At 47.2% G+C, this 24,794-nt stretch carries 27 protein-coding genes; 12 read left to right on the top strand and 15 right to left on the bottom strand.

Translation table 11 applies throughout. The features are described 5' to 3' along the window. Positions 1-27: 27 nt before the first annotated feature. Both ACP26N_RS05930 and ACP26N_RS05925 read left to right on the top strand, forming a co-directional pair. A complete protein-coding gene (locus tag ACP26N_RS05930; RefSeq protein WP_131973091.1) occupies positions 28-1,011 on the top strand; it encodes a ring-cleaving dioxygenase in 984 nt (327 codons plus the stop codon). Positions 1,012-1,089: 78 nt separating this feature from the next. Next, positions 1,090-1,632 carry an NADPH-dependent FMN reductase gene (locus ACP26N_RS05925; protein WP_131502952.1) on the top strand — a complete coding sequence of 181 codons (543 nt, stop codon included), beginning with the start codon at positions 1,090-1,092 and terminating at the stop codon, positions 1,630-1,632. A 97-nt stretch (positions 1,633-1,729) separates the two neighbouring features. Here ACP26N_RS05925 and ACP26N_RS05920 read toward each other — a convergent pair whose 3' ends face one another. The 3 genes from ACP26N_RS05920 to ACP26N_RS05910 form a co-directional block, all read right to left on the bottom strand. After that, positions 1,730-2,335 (bottom strand): hypothetical protein, encoded by a 606-nt coding sequence (locus ACP26N_RS05920; protein ID WP_426355016.1) that lies wholly within the window; start codon positions 2,333-2,335, stop codon positions 1,730-1,732. Between the two features lie 14 nt (positions 2,336-2,349). Next, a complete protein-coding gene (locus ACP26N_RS05915) occupies positions 2,350-2,505 on the bottom strand; it encodes a hypothetical protein (RefSeq protein WP_426355015.1) in 156 nt (51 codons plus the stop codon). 65 nt (positions 2,506-2,570) lie between these two features. Continuing rightward, positions 2,571-3,068: a cysteine hydrolase family protein gene (locus ACP26N_RS05910; protein ID WP_426355014.1), complete on the bottom strand. Its 498-nt coding sequence runs from the start codon at positions 3,066-3,068 to the stop codon at positions 2,571-2,573. A gap of 109 nt (positions 3,069-3,177) precedes the next feature. Here ACP26N_RS05910 and ACP26N_RS05905 point away from each other — a divergent pair, with 109 nt between their 5' ends. Continuing rightward, positions 3,178-3,669, top strand: coding sequence for a GNAT family N-acetyltransferase (locus ACP26N_RS05905; protein ID WP_026828711.1), 492 nt, complete (start codon positions 3,178-3,180; stop codon positions 3,667-3,669). A 21-nt stretch (positions 3,670-3,690) separates the two neighbouring features. On the opposite strand, the gene ACP26N_RS05900 is transcribed toward ACP26N_RS05905, so the two are convergent. Both ACP26N_RS05900 and ACP26N_RS05895 read right to left on the bottom strand, forming a co-directional pair. Continuing rightward, a complete protein-coding gene (locus ACP26N_RS05900) occupies positions 3,691-4,881 on the bottom strand; it encodes an RNA-splicing ligase RtcB (protein WP_026828712.1) in 1,191 nt (396 codons plus the stop codon). A gap of 59 nt (positions 4,882-4,940) precedes the next feature. Further along, positions 4,941-5,759, bottom strand: coding sequence for a LysR family transcriptional regulator (locus tag ACP26N_RS05895; RefSeq protein WP_131502956.1), 819 nt, complete (start codon positions 5,757-5,759; stop codon positions 4,941-4,943). Positions 5,760-5,865: 106 nt separating this feature from the next. Between ACP26N_RS05895 and ACP26N_RS05890 the strand changes: the two genes are divergently transcribed. Continuing rightward, the gene (locus tag ACP26N_RS05890) at positions 5,866-7,104 is read left to right on the top strand and encodes a purine/pyrimidine permease (RefSeq protein ID WP_188005326.1); all 1,239 of its coding nucleotides are present in this window, start codon (positions 5,866-5,868) and stop codon (positions 7,102-7,104) included. A 235-nt stretch (positions 7,105-7,339) separates the two neighbouring features. Here ACP26N_RS05890 and ACP26N_RS05885 read toward each other — a convergent pair whose 3' ends face one another. The 3 genes from ACP26N_RS05885 to ACP26N_RS05875 form a co-directional block, all read right to left on the bottom strand. Continuing rightward, positions 7,340-8,425 (bottom strand): MBL fold metallo-hydrolase, encoded by a 1,086-nt coding sequence (locus ACP26N_RS05885; protein WP_214853826.1) that lies wholly within the window; start codon positions 8,423-8,425, stop codon positions 7,340-7,342. A gap of 122 nt (positions 8,426-8,547) precedes the next feature. Next, the gene (locus ACP26N_RS05880) at positions 8,548-9,048 is read right to left on the bottom strand and encodes a hypothetical protein (RefSeq protein ID WP_426355013.1); all 501 of its coding nucleotides are present in this window, start codon (positions 9,046-9,048) and stop codon (positions 8,548-8,550) included. 121 nt (positions 9,049-9,169) lie between these two features. After that, the gene (locus ACP26N_RS05875) at positions 9,170-10,756 is read right to left on the bottom strand and encodes a peptide chain release factor 3 (protein ID WP_131502960.1); all 1,587 of its coding nucleotides are present in this window, start codon (positions 10,754-10,756) and stop codon (positions 9,170-9,172) included. 398 nt (positions 10,757-11,154) lie between these two features. On the opposite strand from ACP26N_RS05875, the gene ACP26N_RS05870 reads away from it, so the two are divergent. After that, positions 11,155-12,402 carry an MDR family MFS transporter gene (locus tag ACP26N_RS05870; protein WP_131502961.1) on the top strand — a complete coding sequence of 416 codons (1,248 nt, stop codon included), beginning with the start codon at positions 11,155-11,157 and terminating at the stop codon, positions 12,400-12,402. 340 nt (positions 12,403-12,742) lie between these two features. After that, the gene (locus tag ACP26N_RS05865) at positions 12,743-13,036 is read left to right on the top strand and encodes a hypothetical protein (protein WP_131502962.1); all 294 of its coding nucleotides are present in this window, start codon (positions 12,743-12,745) and stop codon (positions 13,034-13,036) included. Positions 13,037-13,171: 135 nt separating this feature from the next. Here the strand turns inward: ACP26N_RS05865 and ACP26N_RS05860 are convergent, their stop codons facing one another. Next, on the bottom strand, positions 13,172-13,972 hold the full coding sequence (locus ACP26N_RS05860; protein WP_131502963.1) for a hypothetical protein: 801 nt from the start codon (positions 13,970-13,972) through the stop codon (positions 13,172-13,174). Positions 13,973-14,113: 141 nt separating this feature from the next. On the opposite strand from ACP26N_RS05860, the gene ACP26N_RS05855 reads away from it, so the two are divergent. From ACP26N_RS05855 to ACP26N_RS05845, 3 genes are all read left to right on the top strand, one after another. Then, positions 14,114-14,554 carry an RrF2 family transcriptional regulator gene (locus ACP26N_RS05855; protein ID WP_131502964.1) on the top strand — a complete coding sequence of 147 codons (441 nt, stop codon included), beginning with the start codon at positions 14,114-14,116 and terminating at the stop codon, positions 14,552-14,554. A 91-nt stretch (positions 14,555-14,645) separates the two neighbouring features. Then, positions 14,646-15,659 (top strand): hypothetical protein, encoded by a 1,014-nt coding sequence (locus tag ACP26N_RS05850; protein WP_426355011.1) that lies wholly within the window; start codon positions 14,646-14,648, stop codon positions 15,657-15,659. A gap of 23 nt (positions 15,660-15,682) precedes the next feature. After that, a complete protein-coding gene (locus ACP26N_RS05845) occupies positions 15,683-16,984 on the top strand; it encodes an LD-carboxypeptidase (protein ID WP_426355009.1) in 1,302 nt (433 codons plus the stop codon). A 39-nt stretch (positions 16,985-17,023) separates the two neighbouring features. Here ACP26N_RS05845 and ACP26N_RS05840 read toward each other — a convergent pair whose 3' ends face one another. Next, positions 17,024-17,347, bottom strand: a complete 324-nt coding sequence (locus tag ACP26N_RS05840) for a hypothetical protein (protein WP_114596175.1) — start codon at positions 17,345-17,347, stop codon at positions 17,024-17,026. A gap of 92 nt (positions 17,348-17,439) precedes the next feature. Between ACP26N_RS05840 and ACP26N_RS05835 the strand changes: the two genes are divergently transcribed. Then, complete coding sequence (locus ACP26N_RS05835; RefSeq protein WP_026828725.1) at positions 17,440-17,865, top strand: DUF2621 family protein; 426 nt, start codon at positions 17,440-17,442, stop codon at positions 17,863-17,865. Between the two features lie 32 nt (positions 17,866-17,897). Here ACP26N_RS05835 and ACP26N_RS05830 read toward each other — a convergent pair whose 3' ends face one another. Both ACP26N_RS05830 and ACP26N_RS05825 read right to left on the bottom strand, forming a co-directional pair. Then, entirely contained in the window at positions 17,898-18,380 is a 483-nt protein-coding gene (locus ACP26N_RS05830) for a CcdC family protein (protein WP_114596177.1), read from the bottom strand. A gap of 15 nt (positions 18,381-18,395) precedes the next feature. Then, a complete protein-coding gene (locus tag ACP26N_RS05825; RefSeq protein WP_026828727.1) occupies positions 18,396-19,094 on the bottom strand; it encodes a cytochrome c biogenesis CcdA family protein in 699 nt (232 codons plus the stop codon). 214 nt (positions 19,095-19,308) lie between these two features. Here ACP26N_RS05825 and ACP26N_RS05820 point away from each other — a divergent pair, with 214 nt between their 5' ends. Both ACP26N_RS05820 and ACP26N_RS05815 read left to right on the top strand, forming a co-directional pair. Then, positions 19,309-19,506, top strand: coding sequence for an aspartyl-phosphate phosphatase Spo0E family protein (locus ACP26N_RS05820; RefSeq protein ID WP_131502967.1), 198 nt, complete (start codon positions 19,309-19,311; stop codon positions 19,504-19,506). Positions 19,507-19,923: 417 nt separating this feature from the next. Continuing rightward, on the top strand, positions 19,924-20,826 hold the full coding sequence (locus tag ACP26N_RS05815) for an SH3 domain-containing protein (protein ID WP_131502968.1): 903 nt from the start codon (positions 19,924-19,926) through the stop codon (positions 20,824-20,826). 54 nt (positions 20,827-20,880) lie between these two features. On the opposite strand, the gene ACP26N_RS05810 is transcribed toward ACP26N_RS05815, so the two are convergent. The 3 genes from ACP26N_RS05810 to ACP26N_RS05800 all read right to left on the bottom strand — a co-directional run bounded on the left by ACP26N_RS05810 (position 20,881) and on the right by ACP26N_RS05800 (position 24,743). Further along, on the bottom strand, positions 20,881-22,647 hold the full coding sequence (locus ACP26N_RS05810; protein WP_426355005.1) for an ABC transporter ATP-binding protein: 1,767 nt from the start codon (positions 22,645-22,647) through the stop codon (positions 20,881-20,883). Further along, a complete protein-coding gene (locus tag ACP26N_RS05805; protein ID WP_131502970.1) occupies positions 22,637-24,394 on the bottom strand; it encodes an ABC transporter transmembrane domain-containing protein in 1,758 nt (585 codons plus the stop codon). The genes ACP26N_RS05810 and ACP26N_RS05805 overlap by 11 nt, the downstream gene beginning before the upstream one ends. A 118-nt stretch (positions 24,395-24,512) precedes the next feature. Further along, positions 24,513-24,743 carry a YneF family protein gene (locus ACP26N_RS05800; protein ID WP_012370001.1) on the bottom strand — a complete coding sequence of 77 codons (231 nt, stop codon included), beginning with the start codon at positions 24,741-24,743 and terminating at the stop codon, positions 24,513-24,515. Positions 24,744-24,794 lie beyond the last annotated feature (51 nt).

Here is a 24,794-nt window from a genome sequence, read left to right as displayed (position 1 = left end):
ATAAAAAAGACTAAGGGAGAGATTTATATGAACGAATTAAAAGGAATCCACCACGTAACAGCCATCACGAGCAGTGCAGAGAAAAATTATGCATTCTTCACAAACGTATTAGGCATGCGTTTAGTCAAGAAAACAGTTAATCAGGATGACATTCAGACGTACCATTTATTCTTCGCCGACGACAAAGGATCCGCCGGTACCGATATGACATTCTTTGATTTCCCGGGCATCCCGAGAGGAACCCACGGCACAAACGAAATCTACAAAACCGCTTTCCGCGTGCCGACGGACGAAGCACTTGCCTACTGGATCAAACGTTTTGACAAATATGACGTTAAGCATCGCGGCATTAAAGAACAATTCGGTAAAAAGACCCTCTCGTTCGTTGATTTTGATGATCAACAGTACATGCTGATTTCGGATGAACACAACGAAGGCATTGCATCCGGCATTCCGTGGCAAAACGGTCCGGTTCCATTAGAATTTGCGATCACCGGCTTAGGTCCGATTCACATCCGGATTGCCGAATTTGACCGGTTAAAAGAAGTGTTGGAAAAAGCGATGCTGATGCGGGAAATCGATAAAGCCGGATCCCTGCATCTGTTTGAAATGGGCGAAGGCGGAAACGGCGCGCAAGTCATCGTCGAACATAACCTCCTCCTTCCAAGTGGACAGCAAGGATTTGGTACCGTTCACCATGTTGCGTTCCGAGTCGAAGATACAGCCGCTTTAAATGAATGGATCAGCCGCATGCAAAACTTACGATTCAACACATCCGGCTACGTGGACCGCTTCTTCTTCGAGTCGTTGTATGCACGCGTCGCCCAAGGTATTCTGTTCGAATGGGCAACGGATGGTCCCGGCTTCCTGGGCGATGAACCGTATGAAACAGTCGGAGAGAAATTGTCCTTGCCACCGTTCCTCGAGTCGCAACGCCAGCAAATCGAACAAACGGTCCGTCCGATTGATACCGTCCGCAGCACGCGGACCATCGAAAAAGAATACCTATAAAACGGAGGAATTCACTTGAGTCTATTCAGTAAATTATTTGGTTCAAAGGAAACACCACAACAAGAGGAGGAAACGAACATGACAAAGTTAAACATTGGAATCATTTTGGGATCAACACGTGAAGGCCGCTTAAGCCCACAGGTCGGGAACTGGGTTAAAGAGCTGGCGGACAAACGTGGAGACGCGAACTATACGATCATTGACATCGCCGACTACAAATTGCCGCTGCTCGGCGAAAAAGACGGCGATGCCTCCGGTGCAGCTGCCTGGTCTGAAGCGATTGCCGCTCAAGATGGATTTGTGTTCATCACACAGGAATACAACCACTCGATTTCTGCTTCGTTAAAAAACGCCCTCGATTATCTCCGTGTCGAATGGAACAATAAAGCGGCCGGTATCGTCTCGTACGGTTCGGTCGGCGGTGCCCGGGCAGCAGAACACTTACGCGGGATTTTAGGCGAATTGTTGATCGCAGACGTTCGGGTCCACCCTGCCCTCTCGCTGTTCACTGACTTTGAGAATGGAGCTGTATTAAAAGCAGCACCGGTTCAAGCAGATTCCGTCAACCAAATGCTCGATCAAGTCATCCCTTGGGCTGGTGCCTTAAAAACGATTCGTTGATCATTCAATCGCATCTAATGATACTGAAGAATGTTTGAATAGAGACAAAAAATGAGAGAGCTCCTTCATGGCGGAGTTCTCTCATTTTAGTAAGTAATTATTTTCGTTTTTCTAACTCATCGATTACCCTCTTTACTGCAAGTCGTGTCGTTTCCGGATCTATTTTACTTAATGTGTTTTGCTGAACCGAAATCACTATGTTCTTATAGCTGATAATAATTAAATCTGATTTATTCGCGAGTTTTTGATTCAATTTGTTGTAACCCGAATTGCTTGGATACTGGATCATGTCTTCCCCTATGTAGTGATCTATGTATGCAAAGTGGATAGATAACTGAGTCGTCTGTTTTTCGTCTTCGAAATACAAACTCTCTTGTGTTGAGGCACTGTCACTGGTTCCATCAACGGTTAGCCATTTTCTTTTGCCAAAGCTTAACTCCCTGTCGATTATTGTAAAATCTGATCCCAGCGTACTTGCTTTCAGTTGAAAATGATCAATCTTCAAGTATTCATGCATCTGTTCAAACAGCTTCTCAAACCGGTCGTGATTCATGATTTGATTCTGATTTCCAACTATTTTTTGATTAGCAGAAGTGACTTTTTTGATTTCTGGTTTAGGATTAGATGTTACTGCATCATCCGTGCATCCCACAACGAAAAAAGCACTCGATAGTACCATTAAGAATCTTTTTCTGACTTTCATTTAACGCCCTCCATTCATTCCTTCACGCGAATGAAAAAGTCCATGAACGTGACGAGTAAACCAATAAACGATGCTGTAATTCCCACTTTAATTCCCAGTGCATCATTCAAACCCATTGGACTAAAGCCGATCATCAGAGCGATTCCAAATAAAATAATACTGATTCCCATCAAAATTAATTTCGCGTTACTCCATTCCTCTCAAGCTGATTCATGATGCTTTCTGTTCAAAAGTGTTAGTTAATCGACATCAGATCATTGAACTGAACGATGTTGCTGCCTTTTTTCTCATAGTATTCAATCATTTCCGGAAGTTTCTTTTTATCGTAACTCGTGATGCCGTCCGTGATCACCGTCACGCCGTAATCCAGTTTACGTAAGTTAAAGCACGTCGATTTGACACAAGCCGTCGCATCTCCGCCGGTCAGATAAAAGCCGGTGATGTCATGTTGCGCAATGAATGCTGCGAAATCTTCGCTTGTTAAGGCGTTCCCCTTATATTTTGTAAAAATGTGATCCGACACAATCTTTAAATCAGGTGCCAACTCGGCACCGCGTGTTCCGGTCTTAAACGTTCTGGTTCCAGCCGATAAATTCTCATGCCGGATATAGACCACATGCATGTTTTGTTCGACTGCCCAGTCAATCGACTGATTAATGGTCCCGATGACTTCTTTGTAGTTTTTTGTCATGTCATTTTGAATATCGATGACGACTAAAGCTTTTTTGGACATGTGAGTTCCTCCTGATGAATAAACGGATTTTTCGTTCTGATGAATGTTTCCGGTTCCAATCGAATAACGTACACTTGAGATAAGAAACAAATTAAAGGAGGCATGCCCCGTGAAAGAAAAATACTATTTTGACGTCTTTCCTGAACTGACGAGCGAACGGCTCCTGTTAAGGGAAATCCGGTTAAGCGAAGCAAACCAAATGATTGAGATTACGGCCTATGACGGGCAACAGGCAGAAAATAGTCGCGACGTCGTCCGGATTTTGAGTCAAATTGCTCTTGATTACCTCAACGGGGATGGCATCACGTGGGGACTGTATTTAAAGTCGACCGGCGAATTCATCGGCAATTGTTGTTTTTGCAGAGGCTACCAAAACAACATCGCCGAGATTGGTTATGTACTCAAAGCGGACTTTCGGGGTCACGGCTACATGACGGAAGCCGTCAAAACAGTTACCCGCTTTGGACTGCAGGACATGAAGGTCAGACAGGTCTGTGCCTATACCGCACCTGATAACCGTGCCTCACAGTCCGTTCTCTTAACAGCCGGGTTCACGACAGGGATTTGCGACCAAGACAGTCATCAGTTCATCTGCCAGTAATATTATTCGTACTTCGTCCCATCATTTCGCTTTAAAATTATAAAGCGGCTTGATGACTTTTAATAACTCGACCGTGTCCTCTGTGTTTCGGATGATTTCTTCCATCGGTTTGTAGACAAACGGTGACTCATCGCGCGTCGATTCGACGACCGAACTCGACCAGACCTCCTGCATCGTCTCCTCAAATTCCTTCAAGTCCACTGATTTGAAGGCTTTTGAGCGGGACATGATACGTCCTGCTCCGTGTGGCGCCGAATAGTTCCAGTCCGGATTGCCTTTTCCTTTGACAATCAGTGAACCGTCGCGCATGTTCATCGGAATGATGGCGACTTCACCGGCTTGCGCTGAAATCGCACCTTTCCGGAGAATCATCTGCTCGAGATCGATGTAGTTATGGATCGTATCGAACTGTTCCGTGACCGACCAGCCCATCGCTTCAACAATGACGTCGGTCATCGCTTGACGGTTCAGTGCCGCGTAGCGTTGGGCGATTTTTAAGTCATGCAGGTAGTTGTCCATATCGGAACCGGACACGTACGCCAAATCTTTATTTGTTTCATTGAACTGACTCTTCAACTCGACCAAAGTCGATTGGATGTCTTGTTCACGTCCCTGTTCTTTCAGCGATGCGACGATTGTTTCTGTATCGACAGTGAATTGTGAGCTTTCCGCCAGCTTTTGATAATGCTCGGCAATCGTTTTCCCGAGGTTCCGGCTGCCGGAATGAATGACGAGATACAGATTGTTTTCCTCGTCCGTATTCAGCTCGATAAAGTGATTTCCTCCGCCTAACGTGCCGATCGATAACCGGGCGCGTGTTTCGTTAAACGGTGCCAATACTTGATCAAATGGAATCTGTTCCGACAAGCGGTGCGGCTGATTACGGACCGACATGCCACTCGGCACCAGTTCCTGAATCGTCGCATCCAGTTTGTCATAGTCGATGCCGGCTGTGTCGTTTCGTGTAATCTGTGTACATAACATCCCGCAACCGATATCCACACCGACGAGATTCGGGACAACTTTATCGTGAATCCGCATCGTTGTTCCAATGACCGACCCCTTGCCGGCGTGACAATCGGGCATAATCCGGACATTCCCGTCGACGGCAATATTTTCATTCAGCATGCCTGTCACCTGCTCAATCGTCATGTCATCGACGTTGTGGGTAAAAATCTTCGCTTCACCGTATTTTCCGCGAATCGTCTTCATATCGTCATCCCCCTATGTATTCCTTTTTAATTATCCTACAAAATCCCTTTTTTAACAATTTATTCTCGTTCGTGAACAATCTTCAGGAACTGTTGCATCAGTGCCGACTGACCATCTTCCGTCAACCAGACAATAGCCGTCGTACTCGTCGCGTCCGGTAACCGTTCTTGAACCAGTCCTGTCATATCAAGCTCGCGAAGTGTACTTTCCGGCAACAGCGTCACCGCCTGCCCGCAACGAACAAGTCCAATCAAGGTCAAGACGTCGGAACAGGTTTCCTGCGAGACGACTCCGAACTGCTGGCTGAGCGTCTGAAAGACACCAAGTCCTTCCTGACTCGGAATGATGATGTCGGCGTCCGCAAATTCCGGATGACGAACTTGATAAAACGGTTCTTCCTCCATCCATTCGATCGTGACGCCTTGTGCATCGATCGGCAGTCGGACAAGTGCCACGTCAATCGCATGATCCTTCAGACGGTCAATTAATACACCCGACTCTCCCTGATGAATTTGAAGCGTAATCCGGGGATGCCGTCGTTTCATCTCTTGAACCCAGCCAGTCAGTCGACCGGCAGACAACGTATTGACACCAATCCGTAAAATCCCGGCTCGTCCTTCCTTAATGTCACTGACTTCAATCCGGGTTTCCGCTTCGTAACGCAACAAGGAGACGGCCCGTTCATACAGCCGCTCGCCGCTTGCCGTGATCCGGATGCCGCGCCCTGCCCGTTCGATCAACCGCACCCCAAGCAACTCTTCCATTTTCCGAATCTGTTGCGTCAAAGCGGGTTGGGCCATCCGCAAACGTTCTGCCGCCCGCGTGACCGATTGTTCTTCGACAACTGCACAAAAATACCGATATTGGCGTAAATCCATCTTCATCATCTCTTTCATATGTTTTCAGTCATAAATATGTATTAATCATAACATCAATCATATGATATGATGCTGAAATCAGCGATTTTCAAAGGAGATGATTTTTGTGAAACGTACGACGTCCACGGTCCAGTGGATCATTTTTTTATTAGCCAACACGATTGCCTTGCCAATCGTCGTCGCGAGCCTGTTTGACCTCTCAAGCGTCGAGACGGCCGCACTTGTTCAACGATCCTTCTTTGTTGGAGGAATCGCCTGTTTCCTTCACGGAACGTTTGGTCACCGGTTACCGATCGTATCCGGTCCGGCCGGTTCATGGGTCAGTATCTTTGTTGTCATCGCCGCGTTGCCGGTCGATTCAAAGACCGCCTTCACGATTGCGATGGCCGCGGTCGTCATTGCCGGCGTTGTCTTGATTTTCCTCGGGTTGACGGGATGGACCCGCTTTTTATTACCGGTCTTTACGCCGCTCGTCAGCGGAACGTTTTTGCTTTTATTATGTATTCAACTGACCGGCGTCATGCTCGGTGCCGTTCTCGCCGTTGAAGCAACACGCTTCGCCGGAATGCTGACGTTCCTGCTTGTGCTCGGACTCAGCCAGTTTGGTCCGGCACGTCTCCGGCCATTCGCCTTGATGATCGGAATTGTCGTCGGCTGGTTGGTCAGCCGTCCGTCGTTACCGGCAGCGTCCGGTATCTTCGCCGTTCCGACGGCTTTACCGTTCGGGATGCCGCAATTTGACGGCAGTGCTTTTTTGGTTGCGATTCCATTTGCGATTCTTTTAATCGTCAACTTAATTGCTGCGCTCAGCGCCGTCGAAGCGACGATTCAGAAAAAAGGGGCCTTGAATCAGGGGCTGACGGTCGAAGGGATCATTCACTTGATTGCGGCGACGTTCTCGACGCTCGTCCCGGTTCCATTGCCGATTACGAGTGGTTTCATCGCTCAGACGGGAAGTAAGGAACGCCGACCGTTTTTGATTGCCTCCCTTGTCATTGCCCTGATCGGCTTTTTCCCGAGTATCATCGGGATTATCGCGACGTTGCCGCGCAGTGTGGCCAGCGCCGCTCTGCTTGCGACGTTACCGCACATGTTCCTGATTGCCTGGCAGTCCGCTGAAAGCAGCATGACGACGAGCCGCCGGAAACATGCTTTTGCGATTTGTGCCGTCATCGGAATCAGTATTTTGTTACAATCAACGGTCCTGGCGGAAATCCTGCCGTTGACGTTACGTCCGTTCTTCAGTAACGGTTTATTGATCGGCACGATGCTTGTGCTCGGTTTTGAAGTCATCGAACGTTTGCGTTCACGACGTGATGCTAAATCAGAACGGCTTGCCAGTTAATCTATATCTCAAAGTAAAATCCCCACTTTCTCGCAAAATGCGACAAAGTGGGGATTTTTTCTTCCTGATCATTTCAGAACACGGTAATTTATTTTTTCAGACACGATCTATCTCTTTTAGCACCGGCTTTTTCACGTGACTCCTACGGGAAAGAGCGCTTGCTTTTTGCGCTGTCAGAGACAAACCAGCCTGAGGAAAGCACGGGAAAATAAGACGAGTTTCACTTAACTTAACTTCACCGTACCTCACGCCACCATCTGCGGGTCTCACTTGCAGCGGTGACACTTTCGCCGATCATCGGTGTTACGACCGGCACGTCGTGTTTTTTCGCTTCCTTCAACACCCGTTCGACCGGTTCGAACCACGGGTGGAACGCCAGCGTAAAGGCCGACCAGTGAACAGGAATCATCACGTCTCCCTTAACGTCGAGATGCGCAGCAAGTGTCTGCTCCGGCAACATATGTGAGTTCGACCAACGGGTATCGTATTGCCCGCATTCCATGATCGTTAAGTCAAACGGACCATATTGTTCTCCGATTGCCTTGAAATGGGGCCCGTAACCGCTGTCTCCGCTGAAAAAGACTTTCTTCGACCCTTCAAGCACCCATGATGCCCAAAGTGTCGAAAATTGATCGAGACCGTTTCGTCCCGAATAGTGCCGGGCCGGTGTTGCCGTTAAGCGAAGACCGTTCATCTCAATGGATTCATGCCAATCGAGTTCGGTAATCCGGTCTGGATCCACACCCCATCCTTTTAAACGGCTTGCGACACCAAGCGGGACGATAAATTGCCCGACCCGGTCTTTTAACGCCAGGACCGAATGATAGTCCAAGTGGTCATAATGGTCATGCGAATAGATGACGAGATCGATCGGCGGTAAGGCATCGAGATCGACCGGAGCCGTCGTCTGGAACCGTCCGCCTCCGAATTTCGGGAACGGTGACGGGGCGCGACCGAGCATCGGATCAAAGAAAATCGTCTGCTGATCGAGCTCCAGTAAAAAGGCCGAGTGACCAAACCACGTCACGCGCGGTTCGGTTCCGTCCGTCCGGCGTTCAAACGGAACGACCGGCAACGGTTTGACCGGTTTTAACAACGGCAATTCCCGTCCGTAATCTTTTAAAATACTTTTCATCGTCTCCCATTCCATTTTTAATTGGAACGGCAGTTCATTTTGAAATTTTCCGTTCGAAAACTGAGTCGAACGGGCATAACGCTGTTGATCTGTTTTCGATGGTCGGCGGCCGAACAACGGATAACGGGTCATGAAGACCGCTCCGAGAACGCCGAGACCGGCTAGTGCTGCTACTGTTTTTTTCATTTTTCTTCACCTCTTTGATACGTTCAGTATAGCACCGGTGATTTTCAAAACGGTAATGAACAAACTTCACTTTCACAAAAAAGGACGCAAAGCTGAAAAACTCAGCTTCACGTCCAGTTCGATTAATCTACATCGTCAGCCTTCCATTTTGAACGGTCACTCTTGTCATGATCATCTGTACGATCTGATTCATAATCATTGATGCCCGGATTTGCGACTTTCCCGCCGTGACGGTCGTTCTCATCGTTAGAATGATCATGTAAATGGTCGTGATCATGTAAATGGTCGTGATCATGGTCGTGATTGTGATCATGTGTATGGTCATGTTCATCGTGCCGGTCTTTTGCGAACAATGCGATTCCTCCCCGCTCGACTTCTTGGTAATGGCGTTCCGCTTCATCATCGGAATGACCGACCCGCTTTAGTGTTTCCCGAAGCGGCGGCTCATGGCTGAACTTCGATTTGACTTGATCGATCCAGGACACACCAGATGTCTCATCTGTTGCGTCGTCCCGTCCCACTACTGAAAAATCAGAATCCTTATGTCCTTGCTGTTTTAGTGCTTGCATTTTTTGATGTAAACTCGATTCATCATGAAAAATACCAACAAATTTTTTCGCCATCGTCAACACCATTCCTCTCACAGAGATATGAATTCACAGACCTCCATTTTTACCCTTCTTTTTGCATCTCCAAACGAAAAAAACGTATCTTCCAGTGAACCGGAAGATACGTTTTAACAGATTAGTCTTTGAGTAATTGTGGTGAGTCGACGAGTGTTATGACACCGTCGTTTTTCTGAACGAACCGTTCGTAGACGAAATCGTTGGCAAACAAGAGAACCGGGTTTTCCCAACGGTCATAGACAAGCACCGTCCGCGAATCCGTCAACTTCTTGACTTCACTGATTTCCGTTACCTTGACCCATTTCGCAACTTGGAAGTTTGCCGCATCTTTTAAGATGTCTACGCCGTATTCCCCTTTGAGACGGTGTTCGAAGACTTCGAATTGAAGTTGTCCGATCGCGCCGAGGATGATTTCGTTGTATTCCGTCTTATAGACTTGAATGGCTCCTTCTTGTGCGAGCTGTTCGACACCTTTTTGGAACTGTTTGGACTTTAGTGCGTTTTTCGTAAAGACTTTCAGGAACAGTTCCGGTGCGAACGTCGGCAAGGCCTCGTACTGCAGGCTCGGATCACCGTTCGTGATCGTATCACCGATTTGATAGTTACCGGAATCGTACAATCCGATGACATCGCCGGCAAACGCTTCGTTGACCGTTTCCCGCTCATCCGCCATAAACTGTGTAGATTGCGACAGCTTCATCTTTTTGCCGGTCCGCGTCAGGACGACTTCCATCCCGCGGTCGAATTTTCCGGTACAAATCCGGACGAAGGCGATCCGGTCACGGTGGTTCGGGTTCATGTTCGCTTGGATCTTGAAGACGAAACCACTGAAGAACTCTTGTGCCGGCTCGATTTGTCCTTTGTTCGACTCACGTGGTGTCGGGGACGGGGACAAGTTGAGGTAATGCTCAAGCAATGGTGTGATTCCGAAGTCGACTAAGGCAGAACCGAAGAAGACCGGTGTCAATTCACCTTTTGCAATCAGTTCTTCATTGTACTCATTTCCCGCTCCGTCGAGTAAATCGACTTCATCCACTAACGTATCGTACATTTCGTTGTTGATCGTCGATGCCAACTGATCGTTTGCCAGTCCTTCTTCACCGAGATCAATCGTCAGACGGTCGTTCTTGAAACAGTGGAATTTCTCGTTGACACGGTCGTAGACGCCCTCGAACTGTTGTCCCGATCCCGCAGGCCATGTGACGGCAACCGATGGAATGCCGAGGACTTCTTCGAGTTCTTCCATTAATTCAAGCGGATCACGTGCTTGACGGTCCATCTTGTTGATAAACGTAAAGATCGGAATTCCGCGCATCCGGCAGACTTGGAACAGTTTTTTCGTTTGGGACTCAATCCCTTTCGCGGCATCGATGACCATGATCGCCGAGTCGACGGCTGTCAGGATCCGGTACGTATCTTCCCCGAAATCGGAGTGACCCGGTGTATCCATGATCGAGACGATTTTTTTATCGTATTCGAACTGCATGACCGAGGACGTAACGGAGATTCCCCGTTGTTTTTCGATCTCCATCCAGTCGGATTTCGCAAATTTCGAGTTTTTCCGTGCCTTGACGGATCCGGCTTCCCGGATTGCTCCACCGTGGAGCAAGAATTTTTCAGTTAATGTCGTTTTCCCGGCATCCGGGTGGGAGATGATGCCGAAGATCCGGCGTTTCTCAACTTCGGTTTGAAGTAGTTTTGTCATGTATATTAATTCCTTTCACCTATATATTCAACCTCGATACAGATACTTTTTCGCAACTAGTCTATCATACCGAATTTTCGCAGTCTCGTCCATTTCACTTTATTGACTCAATTTTCAGATTTCATATTGACAATCCTGCCTCATGTTCTATACGATGACGAGGAAGTTACTATTACAAAAAGGAGGAGACGTACAATGTCACAATCATTTAATCAGCAACCATCGATTCACGTATTGGCTACAACTGTACGTCACCCAATCGTTTAATTTTTAATTAAGCAGGGTGTACGTATGCGTATACGTACATGCTGCCCTCTTATATCAGGACGGGTATGCCCATATTTGTGCGTATCCGTCTTTTTCATGGTCTAAAAACGGAAATATAAGGGGTTTTGTTTATGTTTACTGCACTAAAACAGCTTGACCGTAACATTTGGATCCGGTTCGTCGGGGAAACGATTACCGGAGTCATGATGTTCATGATTGCACCATTTCTTGTTCTTTATTACTCGGAACAGCTCGATTCGTATTTTTTAGTCGGTCTCATCATGGCGACCGGCCCAATCACGTCCCTGTTCGGTTCGTTCCTCGGCGGCTATCTCGCCGACCTGTACGGACGTAAACCGCTGATGGTCATTTCGATCGTCGGCGATGTCATCGCGTTGATCGGCTTCTCGTTCGCCGATTCGTTTTGGCCGTTACTACTGATGAACGCCTTGCTCGGTTTGACGAACTCCTTGTTCCACCCGGCAGCGAGCGCCATGGTCGCTGATGTCACGCCGCCGGAGCGGCTCAACGAATCATTCGGACTACTCCGGATGGGACATAACGTCGGGGCAGCGTTTGGTCCGTTGATCGGAAGTGCTGTCCTGTTCGTCGACCGGTCGCTGATCTTTTATGCCGCTGCCGCCGTCTTTTTCCTGTATGCACTCGTCTTGTTGATCTTCATCCAGGAAACAAAGCCGGATCAGATCGAACACACGCAGGATGAGCCGAAACTGTCAGCCTTCACCGTCCTGCGCAAAGATCATGTTTTCGTGATTTTCATCGCAGCCGGCGTTTTCATCTCGATGGGCTTCGCTCTCGTCGAAAGCATGTTGCCGGTTTTCCTGAAGGAAGCGTTACCGGGACTGCCGAACGATAAAAATCCGTTCCCGTACCTGATGGGACTGAACGGCATCATGGTCGTCCTGTTCCAGTTCCCGGTCGCTGCCCGCCTGTCCGGTAAAGCATTCGGTAAAGTCATGCTGCTCGGGGCGAGCATCTTTGGACTCGGGATGATTTTACTCGCGTTCATTCCGTCTTATCTGTTTTCACTCGGAACCGGCTATATCGTGCTCGTCACGATTTTACTGTTCATCTACGCACTCTATACACTCGGTGAGATGATCATGTCACCGGTCCAGATGACATTCATCGCATTGATTGCACCGGAACATTTGCGCGGAACGTATAACGGTGCCGCCAGTATCCAGTGGCTAATCGGTGGTGTGACGGCGCCGCTCCTCGGATCCCTGTTCCTTGACTCCGGAAACGGACAATATGCACTTGCCGGTGTCGGACTCGCCTGTTGTCTGTCCGGACTTGTTTATCTCGCGCTTGATCGCTCGATCCAACGCGCGAAACGGTTGTCTCAATCCGCATAAATTAAAGTAGATTTTTTTTACTCATTTAATATAGAAACCCCAAACCAGACACTCGTCAAAAGTATCCGGTTTGGGGTTTTCGTATGTATATGATTTAATAAGGAATTTCGTCCTATATGATATTCGAGGAGGAGAAAGGGTATTGATGATTAAATAGTAGTATTTATTTTACAAGTTTTCCGTGGAGATATTTACTCTCCACAGCAGGAAATGAACTCCTTTACAGAATTTAAGGCCAGAAAGCCCACTACTTCCGTGGTGGGAGTGGGAGTGTCAGGATCGGGACATTAACGTAGGAATCTCGATGCTTCAGTTCCGGTTTAAGGGAGAGACGATGCATATGATTACCCATAAAAGAGCGCTATCCGTTCGCCAGTGCATCTTCGATTACTATCAACGAGTCGGGATCCGCTGTCAGGTGACGATTTTTACGGAGCAGCCGCTCCAACTGTTATTAGACTTCGATTCCAATCGGGACGAATTGATTACACCACAACGACGAAGCCATTCTTGTCGCCATATCCGGGCTCATCTTGTCTCTGCCTTGATCACGTTTGATGACTCCTATACGCATGTTTATATGACAAAAGCCCCGTTCACTTCCCTGACACGTTATTGCCTTCTGATCGTTTGACAAAATATGTGGTCTGTTCCTATCTGAGAAAAAATTGATTATACATTCAAAGCATTCCGGAACCCGAAACAGCTCATGTAGGAAATGGCTTCTGCTTCGAATGTTCCAAAAGACAGACTTGATTTTCGAACACCATCAAGATGGCAACACACCGTCCGCAACAAATGGACCAAATATAACGGGCAGAGGTTCTAACGTTCGTTGTACTTCGGCAATGAATCGACTCGAGCCGCTCACGAAAACGATTGGATCGTCTATTGAAATGAGTTCCAGGAAACTTTCAATTTCTTCGTCCCATCCCTCATTCTGAATGCTATGAAAAATTAAGCCCTGTTTTGTGAGTGAATTAAGATCTGACAACATCTTCTTTGAAGACGGTTTTGTTGTCCGGACATGTAAAATCGTCGTTGTCCGTCCACTCATCAGCGCATATTGCGCCTCATCGATGATAGCACCCAGATGATGCCCTTCCGCGACGAGCAGGACACCAAGACGAGACCAGTCACCTTGTTGCTTATATTTGCAAAAATGGCGACACGTCTCGACTAATTGATGATGGACAATCTGCCAGGCTTCAAGCACCGGGTCCGTCGATGACAATCCAAGCTCCACTCTGACCGCATCGACAATCTCGGTACTGACGATATCCGGATAGGTCAGGATAAAAGATTTGGTTTGCCTGATTTCATTTAATAAGACCATTTTAAACAGTTCACTGGATTCATGTTGATGCGTGACATGTTTTAAAAGTTGAGCCAATCGGAGGATCCGGAGCTCAAAACTTTGCGATGGAAGCTCGAGACTTCCTATTTCCTGCAGTTCTGCGCTATACTTATTTTCCAACTGTTTATAAAAACGGCTGGCAATTCGTAAGCCGTTTTGATCCACTTGTGGTCCGATCGATTGTAATAAATGTAATGCCTGATCAAAATGCATGACATGACCTACCTTTCCTCGTATATTATGCCCGACCTTTTCTTTAAATTCAATCTCTAAAATGCATCTTTAGATATGCACATTCAAACTTGTACTTCCTATTAAACTTCTCTAACATGTGTAGGTAAGTAGGTGATGAAAATGCGCATGACACGTTATACGGATTATGCAATCAGATCCCTGTTATTTGCCGGGGCAAACTCTGATCGATTGGTCCGAATTCAGGAAGTAGCGGACTGTTACGACATTTCAAAAAATCATCTGATGAAAGTCGTCTATCGGTTAGGACAAAATGGATTGATTCATTCTGTTCGAGGTCGAGGTGGCGGATTCCGTTTGGCAAGCCCGCCGGATGAAATTTATATCGGTGACGTAGTGCAATTGTTTGAACCAACAACTCACTTTTTAGATCCACTCGAGGGGATGTCCGAGCTCCCTTCTTTAGACCCTGCACGCGACGCTTTTGATGACGCGATTGCTGCGTTTCATCAAGTCTTGAACAGTTACACGATAAATGATTTACTTCATCCAACGAGTTCCACACATCGACAAATCCTTGAAATGATTCCGAGCCGCGACTAATCGTGGGCGGAATCATTTTTTTGTCGACAGACATCCGTGACGTCATCTGAATCCGTGCGTGGTATACTCATATAAGAAAGGAGGGGTACAGATGAACCCTCACGAAGAACTCAACACTTTATATCTCCGTTTAAAAGAGGCAGATCCGTCACTCGAACGTGGTGAATCACTTTGGACCATTTTTGAAGACACGACTGATGCGACACTCCGTCCCCTTGCCTTATGGACGTTTTCTCAAAACCAATTCGATTTGGGTCACTTCCGCTCTTTTTTAGTTTCCTTTTCCCTTTTGATGGATTGGGTCCGAAAAGACGAATTGACATTAACCCCTAAACAGGAACTTGACCTGTACTGGAATTATAAATCCTATTTAATTTATGCAGCCGAACAGGAGGATATGCCTGTTGCCTTGTTAGAAGAAGACTTTGACCGGTTCGTTGATTTTTGTGACACTCACGGCTTTGCCCGGACACGGGATTATATCGGCTTTATGATTTACAGCAAACTCGGTGACGAAGAACAGGCGGACCACTATCTTTCCGAATGGATTGACGCTCCGTCCGATGAATTAAGTGACTGCCCGTCTTGCGAAGGTTTCAGCCGGATGACGTATGCGATTGAACGCGGTTACGAAGACCGGGCCTTGTTACTGTATGCCGCAATCCGCCATGAGCATGGCTGTTCGCGTATGCCCGATCAAGCCCATCCGTTTATCCTTCCGTTATTCATCAGTCGGAAGAAAGACCGGTTTGATTGGACGGAACGATTGATCCAAGAAGTCAAACGGGTTAAACCGCTCTTTACGGGCGGCGATGAACCGTACCACCTCTATGCCGCAATGTATTACGACGACAAGTACGTCTGGTCGATGGAAGAGAAAAAACAGTTGATTCCATTATTGACGGACCGTGGTTACCTGCAATTCCTGCTCGCCCACTATGCAGCGTCCTACCGTGCTGCGCGTCATGCCGAAGTTGCCTATCTCGGAGTACTGCGCTCCAATATTTACGAAGTCGCCCAGGAACTGGATCGACGGATTGACGGACATTTTTATTTGAATTTCGTCGAACGGGAACTCAAACGGGTCACAGAATTCATCGTTTAATTTTCTTGAGAGGACGTGTCAGAATGTTAGATCATGTACAGTTAGCTGCCCCAAGAAACTCGGAAGAACAGGCTCGGGCTTTTTATGCCGGGCTTTTACATATGAAGGAAGTTGACAAACCGTCCGGTGTCAAAGCAAGCGGTGGTGTCTGGTTTGAATCGCACGCTGCCTTGCTTCACCTCGGTATCGAAGAGCCGTTTCATCCTGCCACAAAAGCGCATCCGGGTCTGACCTTTTCGCATCTGGATGACTTGGCAAACCGGTTACAGACTGACGGATACCCTGTTCAGTTTGATGACCGCCTGGCACCACGCCGACGTTTGTTTACAAATGACCCGTTCGGTAACCGGATTGAATGCATTGAACAGCAAATTCCCGTTATCGTCCCGAAACGGCTGACGAACGGTTCCCACGTTCGTTTGCTCGCACCGGCCTCAAGTCTCGCGACAGTCGAGTCAAATATCCTCGATCAGGCAATTACGGTTTTGGAATCGTTTGGCTTACGGGTTTCGATCAGTCAACATGCCCGGGCCTTGAATCCGTTTGGTTCGAGTGATCCTGCATGCCGCCTGGACGATCTCCACACCGCGTTCGCCGATCCATCGATTGATGCGATTTTATGTGTCCGTGGTGGATTTAGTTCCAATGAATTGCTGGACGGGCTGGACTACGATTTAATCCGGAACAATCCGAAGATTCTCTGCGGTTTTTCCGACATTACGGCGCTTAGTCAGGCACTCCTGACGCAAAGCGGACTCGTTACCTATTCCGGACCGATGTTACGCGCACTCGCCTCCCGCGATGCCTATACGTTACAGTCGTTCGTGAAGGTTTTATTCGAAAGCGGAACGACGCTGATTGAGCCGAGTGTCAATTGGCATGATCAGCACGAAGGAAAAAATGTAACGCTTTCGAATCCGGGACCTGTCGTCCTGTCGTCCGGTTCTGCGACAGGACGTCTGCTTGGCGGAAACCTCTGTACGTTAAATCTGTTACAAGGTACATCGTACTTCCCGGACTTACGTGACAGTATCCTGTTCCTTGAAGATGATTACGAAGTCCATCCGGCGACATTTGCCCGTGATTTTGCTTCTTTGATGGCACAGCCCGGGGCAGATCAAATTCGAGGAATCGTCTTTGGTCGTTTTCAGCTCGCAACTCAGATGACAGATGAACACCTGCGTTATCTGGTCAGCCTGTACCCTGCTCTCTCATCGATTCCGGTCATCTCCGGAGCAGACTTCGGTCATACGATGCCGCTCTTCACCTTCCCGATCGGCGGGAAGGTCTCGATGGAAGACGGCATGATTTCGATTCAACATTAAAAAAGGGAGGAGTCGCGGCGATCCGCGTCTCCTCCTTCTTTAATAGTCGAGCAATCTCGAAGCATCAATTTGACGCTTCGATCCATCGGCAAACATCTCGAGTGTCGCGAGGATTTTATGGTCCGTCAAGTCGTATCGTACCAATGTAAAGTCCTCGAGCGTCGAAATCGTCTTAAACGTTTTTCCGACCGTGAACGCCCGCTTCCGGCTCGTATCCTGAACCGGAATCGTCACGAATACGACCGTGATGTCCGTTCCGTTCGTATCGTAATAAAATTCGACGACACGACCGTCCGCTGTCTCCGGCAACAGACCTTTTTGAGGTCGTCCGGACTCATCCAATTGTACATAAGGTTGTAACATCGTTCCGCCTCACTTTCTCCGTCATTTATCATAGCATGACAAAAAAAATTATGCTAATGTATAAGTGATGTTGAAAGGGGGATGAGTCACGGATGGCATGGTTCATGAATGGAATTTTGCTCTGGGGCTTTATCATGATCACATTGATGGCGATTGGCGGTTTCTTCATGTTCCGGAAGTTCCTAAAGAAACTTCCGAAAGAAGACGGCAAATCGATGATGGACTGGGAAGATGAATACATCGATCAGACCCGCCATTTATGGACGGATGAAACACTTGATTTATTAAATGCACTGGTTATGCCTGTTCCGGCTGCTTTTCGGGATGTGGCACGCCGAAAGATCGCGGGACGGATCGGTCAGTTCGCACTGGAAGAACGCGCATCTGTAATGACGTCCGAACTGGTCGTCAAAGGCTATATTTCTGCGACACCGAAACGGGATCATAAATTCTTGAAAAAAGCCTTACGCGAACACGCCATCGATTGGCGGGATTACGAACTTTATTTCCAAAACTAAAAGGAAGGACTCTCTCGCGAGAATCCTTCCTTTTAGTTTTGCGGTAAATGTTTGACCGGAACGATTCCCGACTTAACCTGCTTATACTTCAGGTACATCGCAATCCGCCAAGGCACAATCATCCCAAAGGCGACGAGATAAAAAATTCCGCCCGTCTCAAAAATATCAATTTGCCCGCCGATGACAAACTTCGCGACGGTCCGGACAATCAGAATCCCGAACAGGACGATGAAAAAGGCTTTCGACCGTTGCAAATAAATTTGTCCTTCGGCTTCGTAAAAATTAGACGTCTTGATCAAAAAAATACTGAAGATCATCCCGATCAATAACGCTTCTGCCACTTCCGTCCAGGTCAGACGTGATGCCGGATATAAAAACTGCAGCATCCCGGTCGACATGGCGAAGGGCGGGATTAAGATTTTTTTAGCGTTCGTCGGTTTAGCCGAAGCTTTGACACGAATGAAGCTGATCAGTAAACCCATGACGAGCGCAACCCCTGTTGATACCCAAATCATCCCATCACTTCCTTGTTAAAATCCAGTGAATCCTACGATATCACTCATCCATGCAGCAAATGCGCTGAGTCCGTCAAAATACAGGACGATTCCGAACAACATCATCAATGCTCCACCGAATTTTGTCATCTTTAAACTGTATTGAACGAATAATCTCGAACGACCGACGAAAAAGGCCATCAATAAAAATGGAATCGAGAATCCGAGCACATAAAACAGCATATACAACATGCCTTGACTCGGGTTCGTCGCTGCCAGTCCGATGACACCTGCCAAAATCGGACCCGTACATGGTGTCCATCCGGCAGCAAAACCGATTCCGACAAGGATCGTACCGATGTACCCGCCCTTTCGTTCACCTAAATTGAGTTTTTTCTCACGCATCAAGAATGTCGGTTGCCACAATCCAAGCAATACCACACCAAATACGAAAATCACGAGCGCGCCGACCATCCGCAATGTGTCACGGTAGGTAATGAAAACATCCGCTAATAAGGAAGTCGATAGGCCAAGAACAGCAAAGACCATTGCAAATCCAACCAAAAACGCTACTGTATGCAACAGTGACCGTTTTTCTCTGACCCCTTTTTCTTTTAAGTCCGTTACAGAAACACCGGTAATGTATGAGAGGAACACCGGATATAACGGAAGCGTACAAGGTGAGACAAATGACAATAACCCTGCACCAAACGCTAACCAAAGCGAGAGCTCCATTTCAGCAGCTCCTTTCTAATTAAGAAGAAGTTCCTTCTCTATTTTGCCAAACTAATCGACATTTAGCACCTATTATCTTCCGAAAGATTAAAAAGATTCATGACAACTGAAATTACAAAAAAATTACATTTCCTCAAAACAGATGAAATGTCGTTGCACTGCCAGAAACCACTTGCTAGAATATGGATATGACATCAATGTAAGGGAGGATCCTATGACAAGCCAACATCTATTGACTTTAGCAATCGAGGCAAAACGAAGTGAACTGTATCATCAAGCGGATCGGTCTAGTTTCACCTCCCCTCATGTGTTGAAACTGAGTCATGAACTGGATTTATTATTACTGGAATACTCCCGTTTCGTTCAGAAGTACACGTATCCTTCCCGTACGAACGAATCTGTTTTAGGATAAAACATTGTTTTGTTGTCGCAACAACACGACAGTCGTCCATATAGCCTGATGTAAAAGCCGTTGACGTATGGTATTCGTCAGCGGCTTTTTCGTGTTTCTTCTATATAATGCGTTTTTTTGTTTTATGTTTTAAAAAATCTTTAATTCTTTCTTTACTTTCTTCATCCGATTCTTTTTTTGAGTCTTTAGTTAGGTGAATAATTAGAATATTTCCTCTTTACCATGCCTAAAGTCCTACTTCCCCTTTAATTTTCCAAGCATTATGACCTAGACGTGACAAAACATGCATTTTTGCAATCTGTTTGTCATACTAGCCCGGTTTGTAACTTGAATGACTCTGACCTGTAAACGCACAACCCTGAATTGCCGTGTAAAGTAGGAACAGTAAACACAGCATATGTCAGGAGGACATCAATAATGAAAAAAGCAGTTTTCGCTGCAGGTCTTGCAGCAACGGCTCTATCAGTAGGATTCGCCCAAGAGACAGAGGCTGCCTCAGAGACGGTAACAGTAAATACAGCGGTATTAAATGTACGGACAGCACCTACTACGGCATCAGCGGATGTAGGTAACGTATATAAAGGTCAAAAATTAAATGTCGAAGGACGTTCTGGTGCATGGATTCAAACAAACATCAATGGCCAAAAACGTTATGTACACGGTGCTTACACTTCAGCCGGTTCTTCATTCGACTTTAAAAAAGCTACAGTCACTACGGCAGTATTAAACGTTCGTACGCAACCTACTACAAACTCTAAAGACGTTGGCAACTTGTATAAAGGCCAGTCCGTTAACGTAGAAAGCAAAGTCGGTGCTTGGATCAAAACAACAATCGACGGAAAAACTCGTTACGTACACAGCGATTATACAACTTTAGCAGGTTCAACAGCAAAAGCTCCAGCTGTTAAAGCTCCAGCAGCTCCAGCAGCACCTGTTGCTAAAGCAGCTCCAAAAGCAGCAGCTCAACCAGCTGTAGCAACAAAACAAACAACAGCAGCAAAATCAGGTACGAAAGTAACAATGAACGTTACAGCGTACACAACTGATCCATCAAATAACGGTAGCCGCCTTTACAACGGTCGCGCATTGACTGCCAGCGGTTATGATGTTACAAACACGATCACGTACAATGGTATGCGTATCGTTGCAGCATCAGCTCAATACCCAATTGGTACACGCATGCACATCTCTGGTATCGGTGAAGCCATCGTACTTGACCGTGGCGGCGCTATCCAAGGTAACAAACTTGACCTTCTCGTTGGTTCACAACAAGAAGCACTCAACTGGGGACGTCAAAACGTCACTGTTACTGTCTACTAATTTTAAACACAAACAACCTGCCGGGCGAGATCGCCTGGCAGGCTTTTTTATGTCTTAAGAAACGGATGAAACGTGTCCGGATTGTAATTCATACATTTTTTTATACAATCCGTTCTTTTCAATCAACGTCTGATGATTCCCTTGTTCCACGACTTCCCCTTGATGCAGGACTAAAATCAAATCCGCATCCTGGATTGTCGACAACCGGTGGGCAATCGCAATCGTCGTTCGCCCTTGTCGCATGCGTTTTAAGGCGACTTGAACTTTTTCTTCCGTTTCCGTATCGATTGAACTTGTCGCTTCGTCGAGAATCAGGACTTTCGGATCCCGCGCCATCGTCCGGGCAAACGAGACCAACTGGCGTTCCCCGGCAGAAAACGTCGCTCCCCGCTCTGCGACCGGACTGTCATATTGCTCGTCCAACTGATTGATGAAGCCATCTGCTTGGACAAAACGGGCTGCTTCCTCGACTTTTTGGAATGGAATCGAGGAATCGAATAACCGGATGTTATCGGCGACACTTCCAGTAAACAGGAATGAATCCTGTAACACCAGTCCGACATGGCGCCGCAGTTCGTCTTCCGGCAATTGTTCGAGCGGTTGCCCGTCAATCAAGATTCGACCCGACTGATAGGAATAAAAACGCATCAGGATATTGATGATCGAACTCTTCCCGCTGCCCGTCTGACCGACCAGGGCAATCGTCTGACCCTTCTTCGCTTCAAACGAAATTCCTTTTAAAACTTCCTTCTCTCCGTCATAACTGAAGCGGACGTTATCAAAGACGATATGTCCTTCTGTAATATCAGCGTCACCCGCAATCGTCTTCGCAGGTTCCGGCTCATCCGTATCGAGTACTTTAAAGACACGGTCCGCCGAGACGACAGCCTGTTGGAATTCAGACAGACGTTGCATGATTTGCTGAACCGGTTGGAAAATCCGCTCCATGTAACTGATAAAGGCATATACGACCCCGACCTGGACCGTTTGTGAAAATGACAGGACACCGAAGTACGTAATCAAGGACGCAATCGTCAGCGCTAACATCAACTCGATGATTGGCCGAAGCAGCCAGCTGTCGAGCTTCAAGTTCTTGTAACGGCCGTTCTGATGGGCGATGTTCGTCTCTTCAAATTCCGCCATCAACCGTTTTTCCTGGCGAAATTGTTGAATGATTGCCATCCCGTTGATCGATTCATTCAGCTGTCCGTTAATCTTCGACAACAAATCCCGGACTTCAGCGTAATATTTCGTTGAATAACGGCGGTAAATCCAGATGATGAAATAAAACAGCGGTAACAGGACTAACGCAATCGTCGCGAGGCGCGGTTCCAGTAAGTAAAGGAACAGATAGGTTCCAATCAGTTGCACCCCGCTTTGGAAGAACGTCGACAAGACACCGATATACAGTTCTTTGATGGCTTCCGTATCGTTTGTGATCCGTGAAACAAGTACGCCAGCCGGTGTCCGGTCAAAATAACCGAGCCGTAAGTGCATGACGTGGCGAAACACATCGATCCGAAGCCGTTGAATGACTTTCAAGGCGATTTTTTGGAACTCAAACGCCTGCAGATAATCGACGACGATCCCTGTCGTATGCAACAGTAAGTACACGCCGAACAATAACGCCACTTCCTGCACCGGATAGTTGCCGACCGCGACATAATCATCGATGAAGATTTTAACGAGATAGGGACCTCCGAGCTTTGCTCCGGTCGTCACAAGCAACAGTAAAAAGGCGACTAACACCTGTTTTTTAAACGGTTTGACGAATCCCAGCAATCGTCGTAAGACCGCTTTTTCATTAATATCATGATTCAAGCGTTCCACCTCCCTGTTCGACGAGTGATTCGAGTTGCTGACGGTCGTAGGTTTCTTTATACCAACCGTCACGGGCAAGCAGTTCATCGTGTGTTCCCCTTTCAATGATTCGACCCGCATCGAGGACGATGATCTCATCGGTATGCGAAACCGCCGACAGACGGTGGGCGACAATGATTTGTGACTGTTCGTTATCCGCTGTCCGGAAGTGTTCGATGATCGCTTCCTCCGTCTTGGCATCAACCGCCGACAATGCATCATCCAATACCAGAATCGGACAATCCGCGAGTAACGCCCTGGCAATCGAAATCCGTTGTTTCTGACCGCCGGATAATGTGACACCCCGTTCCCCGACCATCGTCGCATAGCCTTCCGTAAAGCCGAGAATATCCTCGTGAACGGCAGCAATCCGTGCAGCTTCCATGATTTCTTCCATCGATGCATCCGGTTTCGCAAAGGCGATATTATCAGCAATCGAAGCAGAGAACAGGAAATGATCCTGCGGAACGATTGCAACCTGCTTGCGGACCGTTTCACGCGTCAATTGTTTGACGTCCTGTCCGCCAATCGCAATCGAACCGTATTTGACATCGTATTCGCGTGATAACAGACGAACGAACGTCGATTTTCCGGCACCGGTCCGACCAACGATTCCAAGTGTCCGTCCGGGTGTCAATGTCACGTGAATGTTCTCAAGCACAGGTTGTGTCTCATATACAAACCGATCAATCGCGACTTGTAAATCAGCGGACGAAACCGTCGTCGCCGCTTCTTTCGCATCCTTGATTTCCGGTTCGATTGCAAGCATCCGTTCAATCCGGTCGTACGAAGCCCGTCCCCGTTCGACGATATTAAACAACCAGCCGAACGCAAGCATCGGCCACGTCAGTAATCCCAAATATGTAGTGAAGGACACGATGTCCCCGATCCGAATTTCCCCTTGCTGTAATAAATACGCGCCGTATCCGACGGCAATGATATAAGATAAGCCGACCAAACCGAAAATCGTCGGATCAAATAAGGCATCGATTTTCGCGACCCGGCGGTTTTTTTGAACGACATCATCAGATAACGAAGTAAACGTTCCGACATCCGATTCAACTTCCCCTGTTGCTTTCAAGACGCGGACTCCGCTGACGCTTTCTGCGACCTTGTCATTCAAATCCGAAAAAGCTTCCTGCGCATCGTGGAATCGGGAGTGCAGCATCTTCCCGTACCGTGACGTCAAATAAACCATCAGCGGCATCGGTAACAACGAAACAAGCGTCAGTTTCCAACTGATCGTCGTAATCATCGTGATGATGACGAAACTGCCCATCGTCACGGAATCGACGAGTGTCAAAATACCGGCTCCTGCCGTCATCGAGACGGCTTGTACATCATTCGTCGCATGAGCCATCAAATCCCCGCTGCGGTACTTCTTGTAAAATGATTGATCCAGGTCCGAAAAATGACCATATAGCTGACTTCGCAACAACCGGCCGAGCCGGATCGACGCTCCGAAGATGTAAAACCGCCAAAAATAACGAATCACATAGGTCGATACCCCGATCAACACCAGTGTCGCGACCAGTTTCCATAAATCATTTTTCGTCAAACTGCCTTCGCTCAGTCCGTTGACCGTCGAACCGATTACTTTCGGCGGAATCAGTTCCAGTCCGGCAACAAAAATTAAAGCAATGATGCCTAAACTGTATGCTTTCCATTCGAGTCGGAAAAACCAACTCAGTTTCCTGAAGACTCCCATACAAGTCCCCCCTTTTTAAATCGATTGAGTATTTCTAATAGTCTCACATTTTAGATTAGCCATCTTCCTAAAAAATAGCAAACAAAAGGAGACCAAATTGGTCTCCTTTTACAAGTCGTTATTTTTTCGGTGATTTCATTGAACCACTCATTGAACGCATCACTTGGTTGACTTTCTTTTGTGATGGCTTTTGACCCATTTGCATCATCAATGTCTTAATCATATCTTCGTTGATTGGTGGGTTTTGCTCCAAATAGTTCATCATGTATCGACGAGCGATATAAAAACCAAGGGCGACACCAGCTACCAAGCAAAGAAGGGCAATTAAAATCCAAATCCATGTAGCCAAGTTGCTTCCTCCTCTAACTTCAAACGTCGCTTTTTACTATACTATAATTTA

Source organism: Exiguobacterium sp. R-39, assembly GCF_049942815.1.
Classification (GTDB): domain Bacteria; phylum Bacillota; class Bacilli; order Exiguobacteriales; family Exiguobacteriaceae; genus Exiguobacterium_A.
Note: the sequence above shows the minus strand (reverse complement) of the source record. Positions and strands in the feature narration are given on the sequence as shown.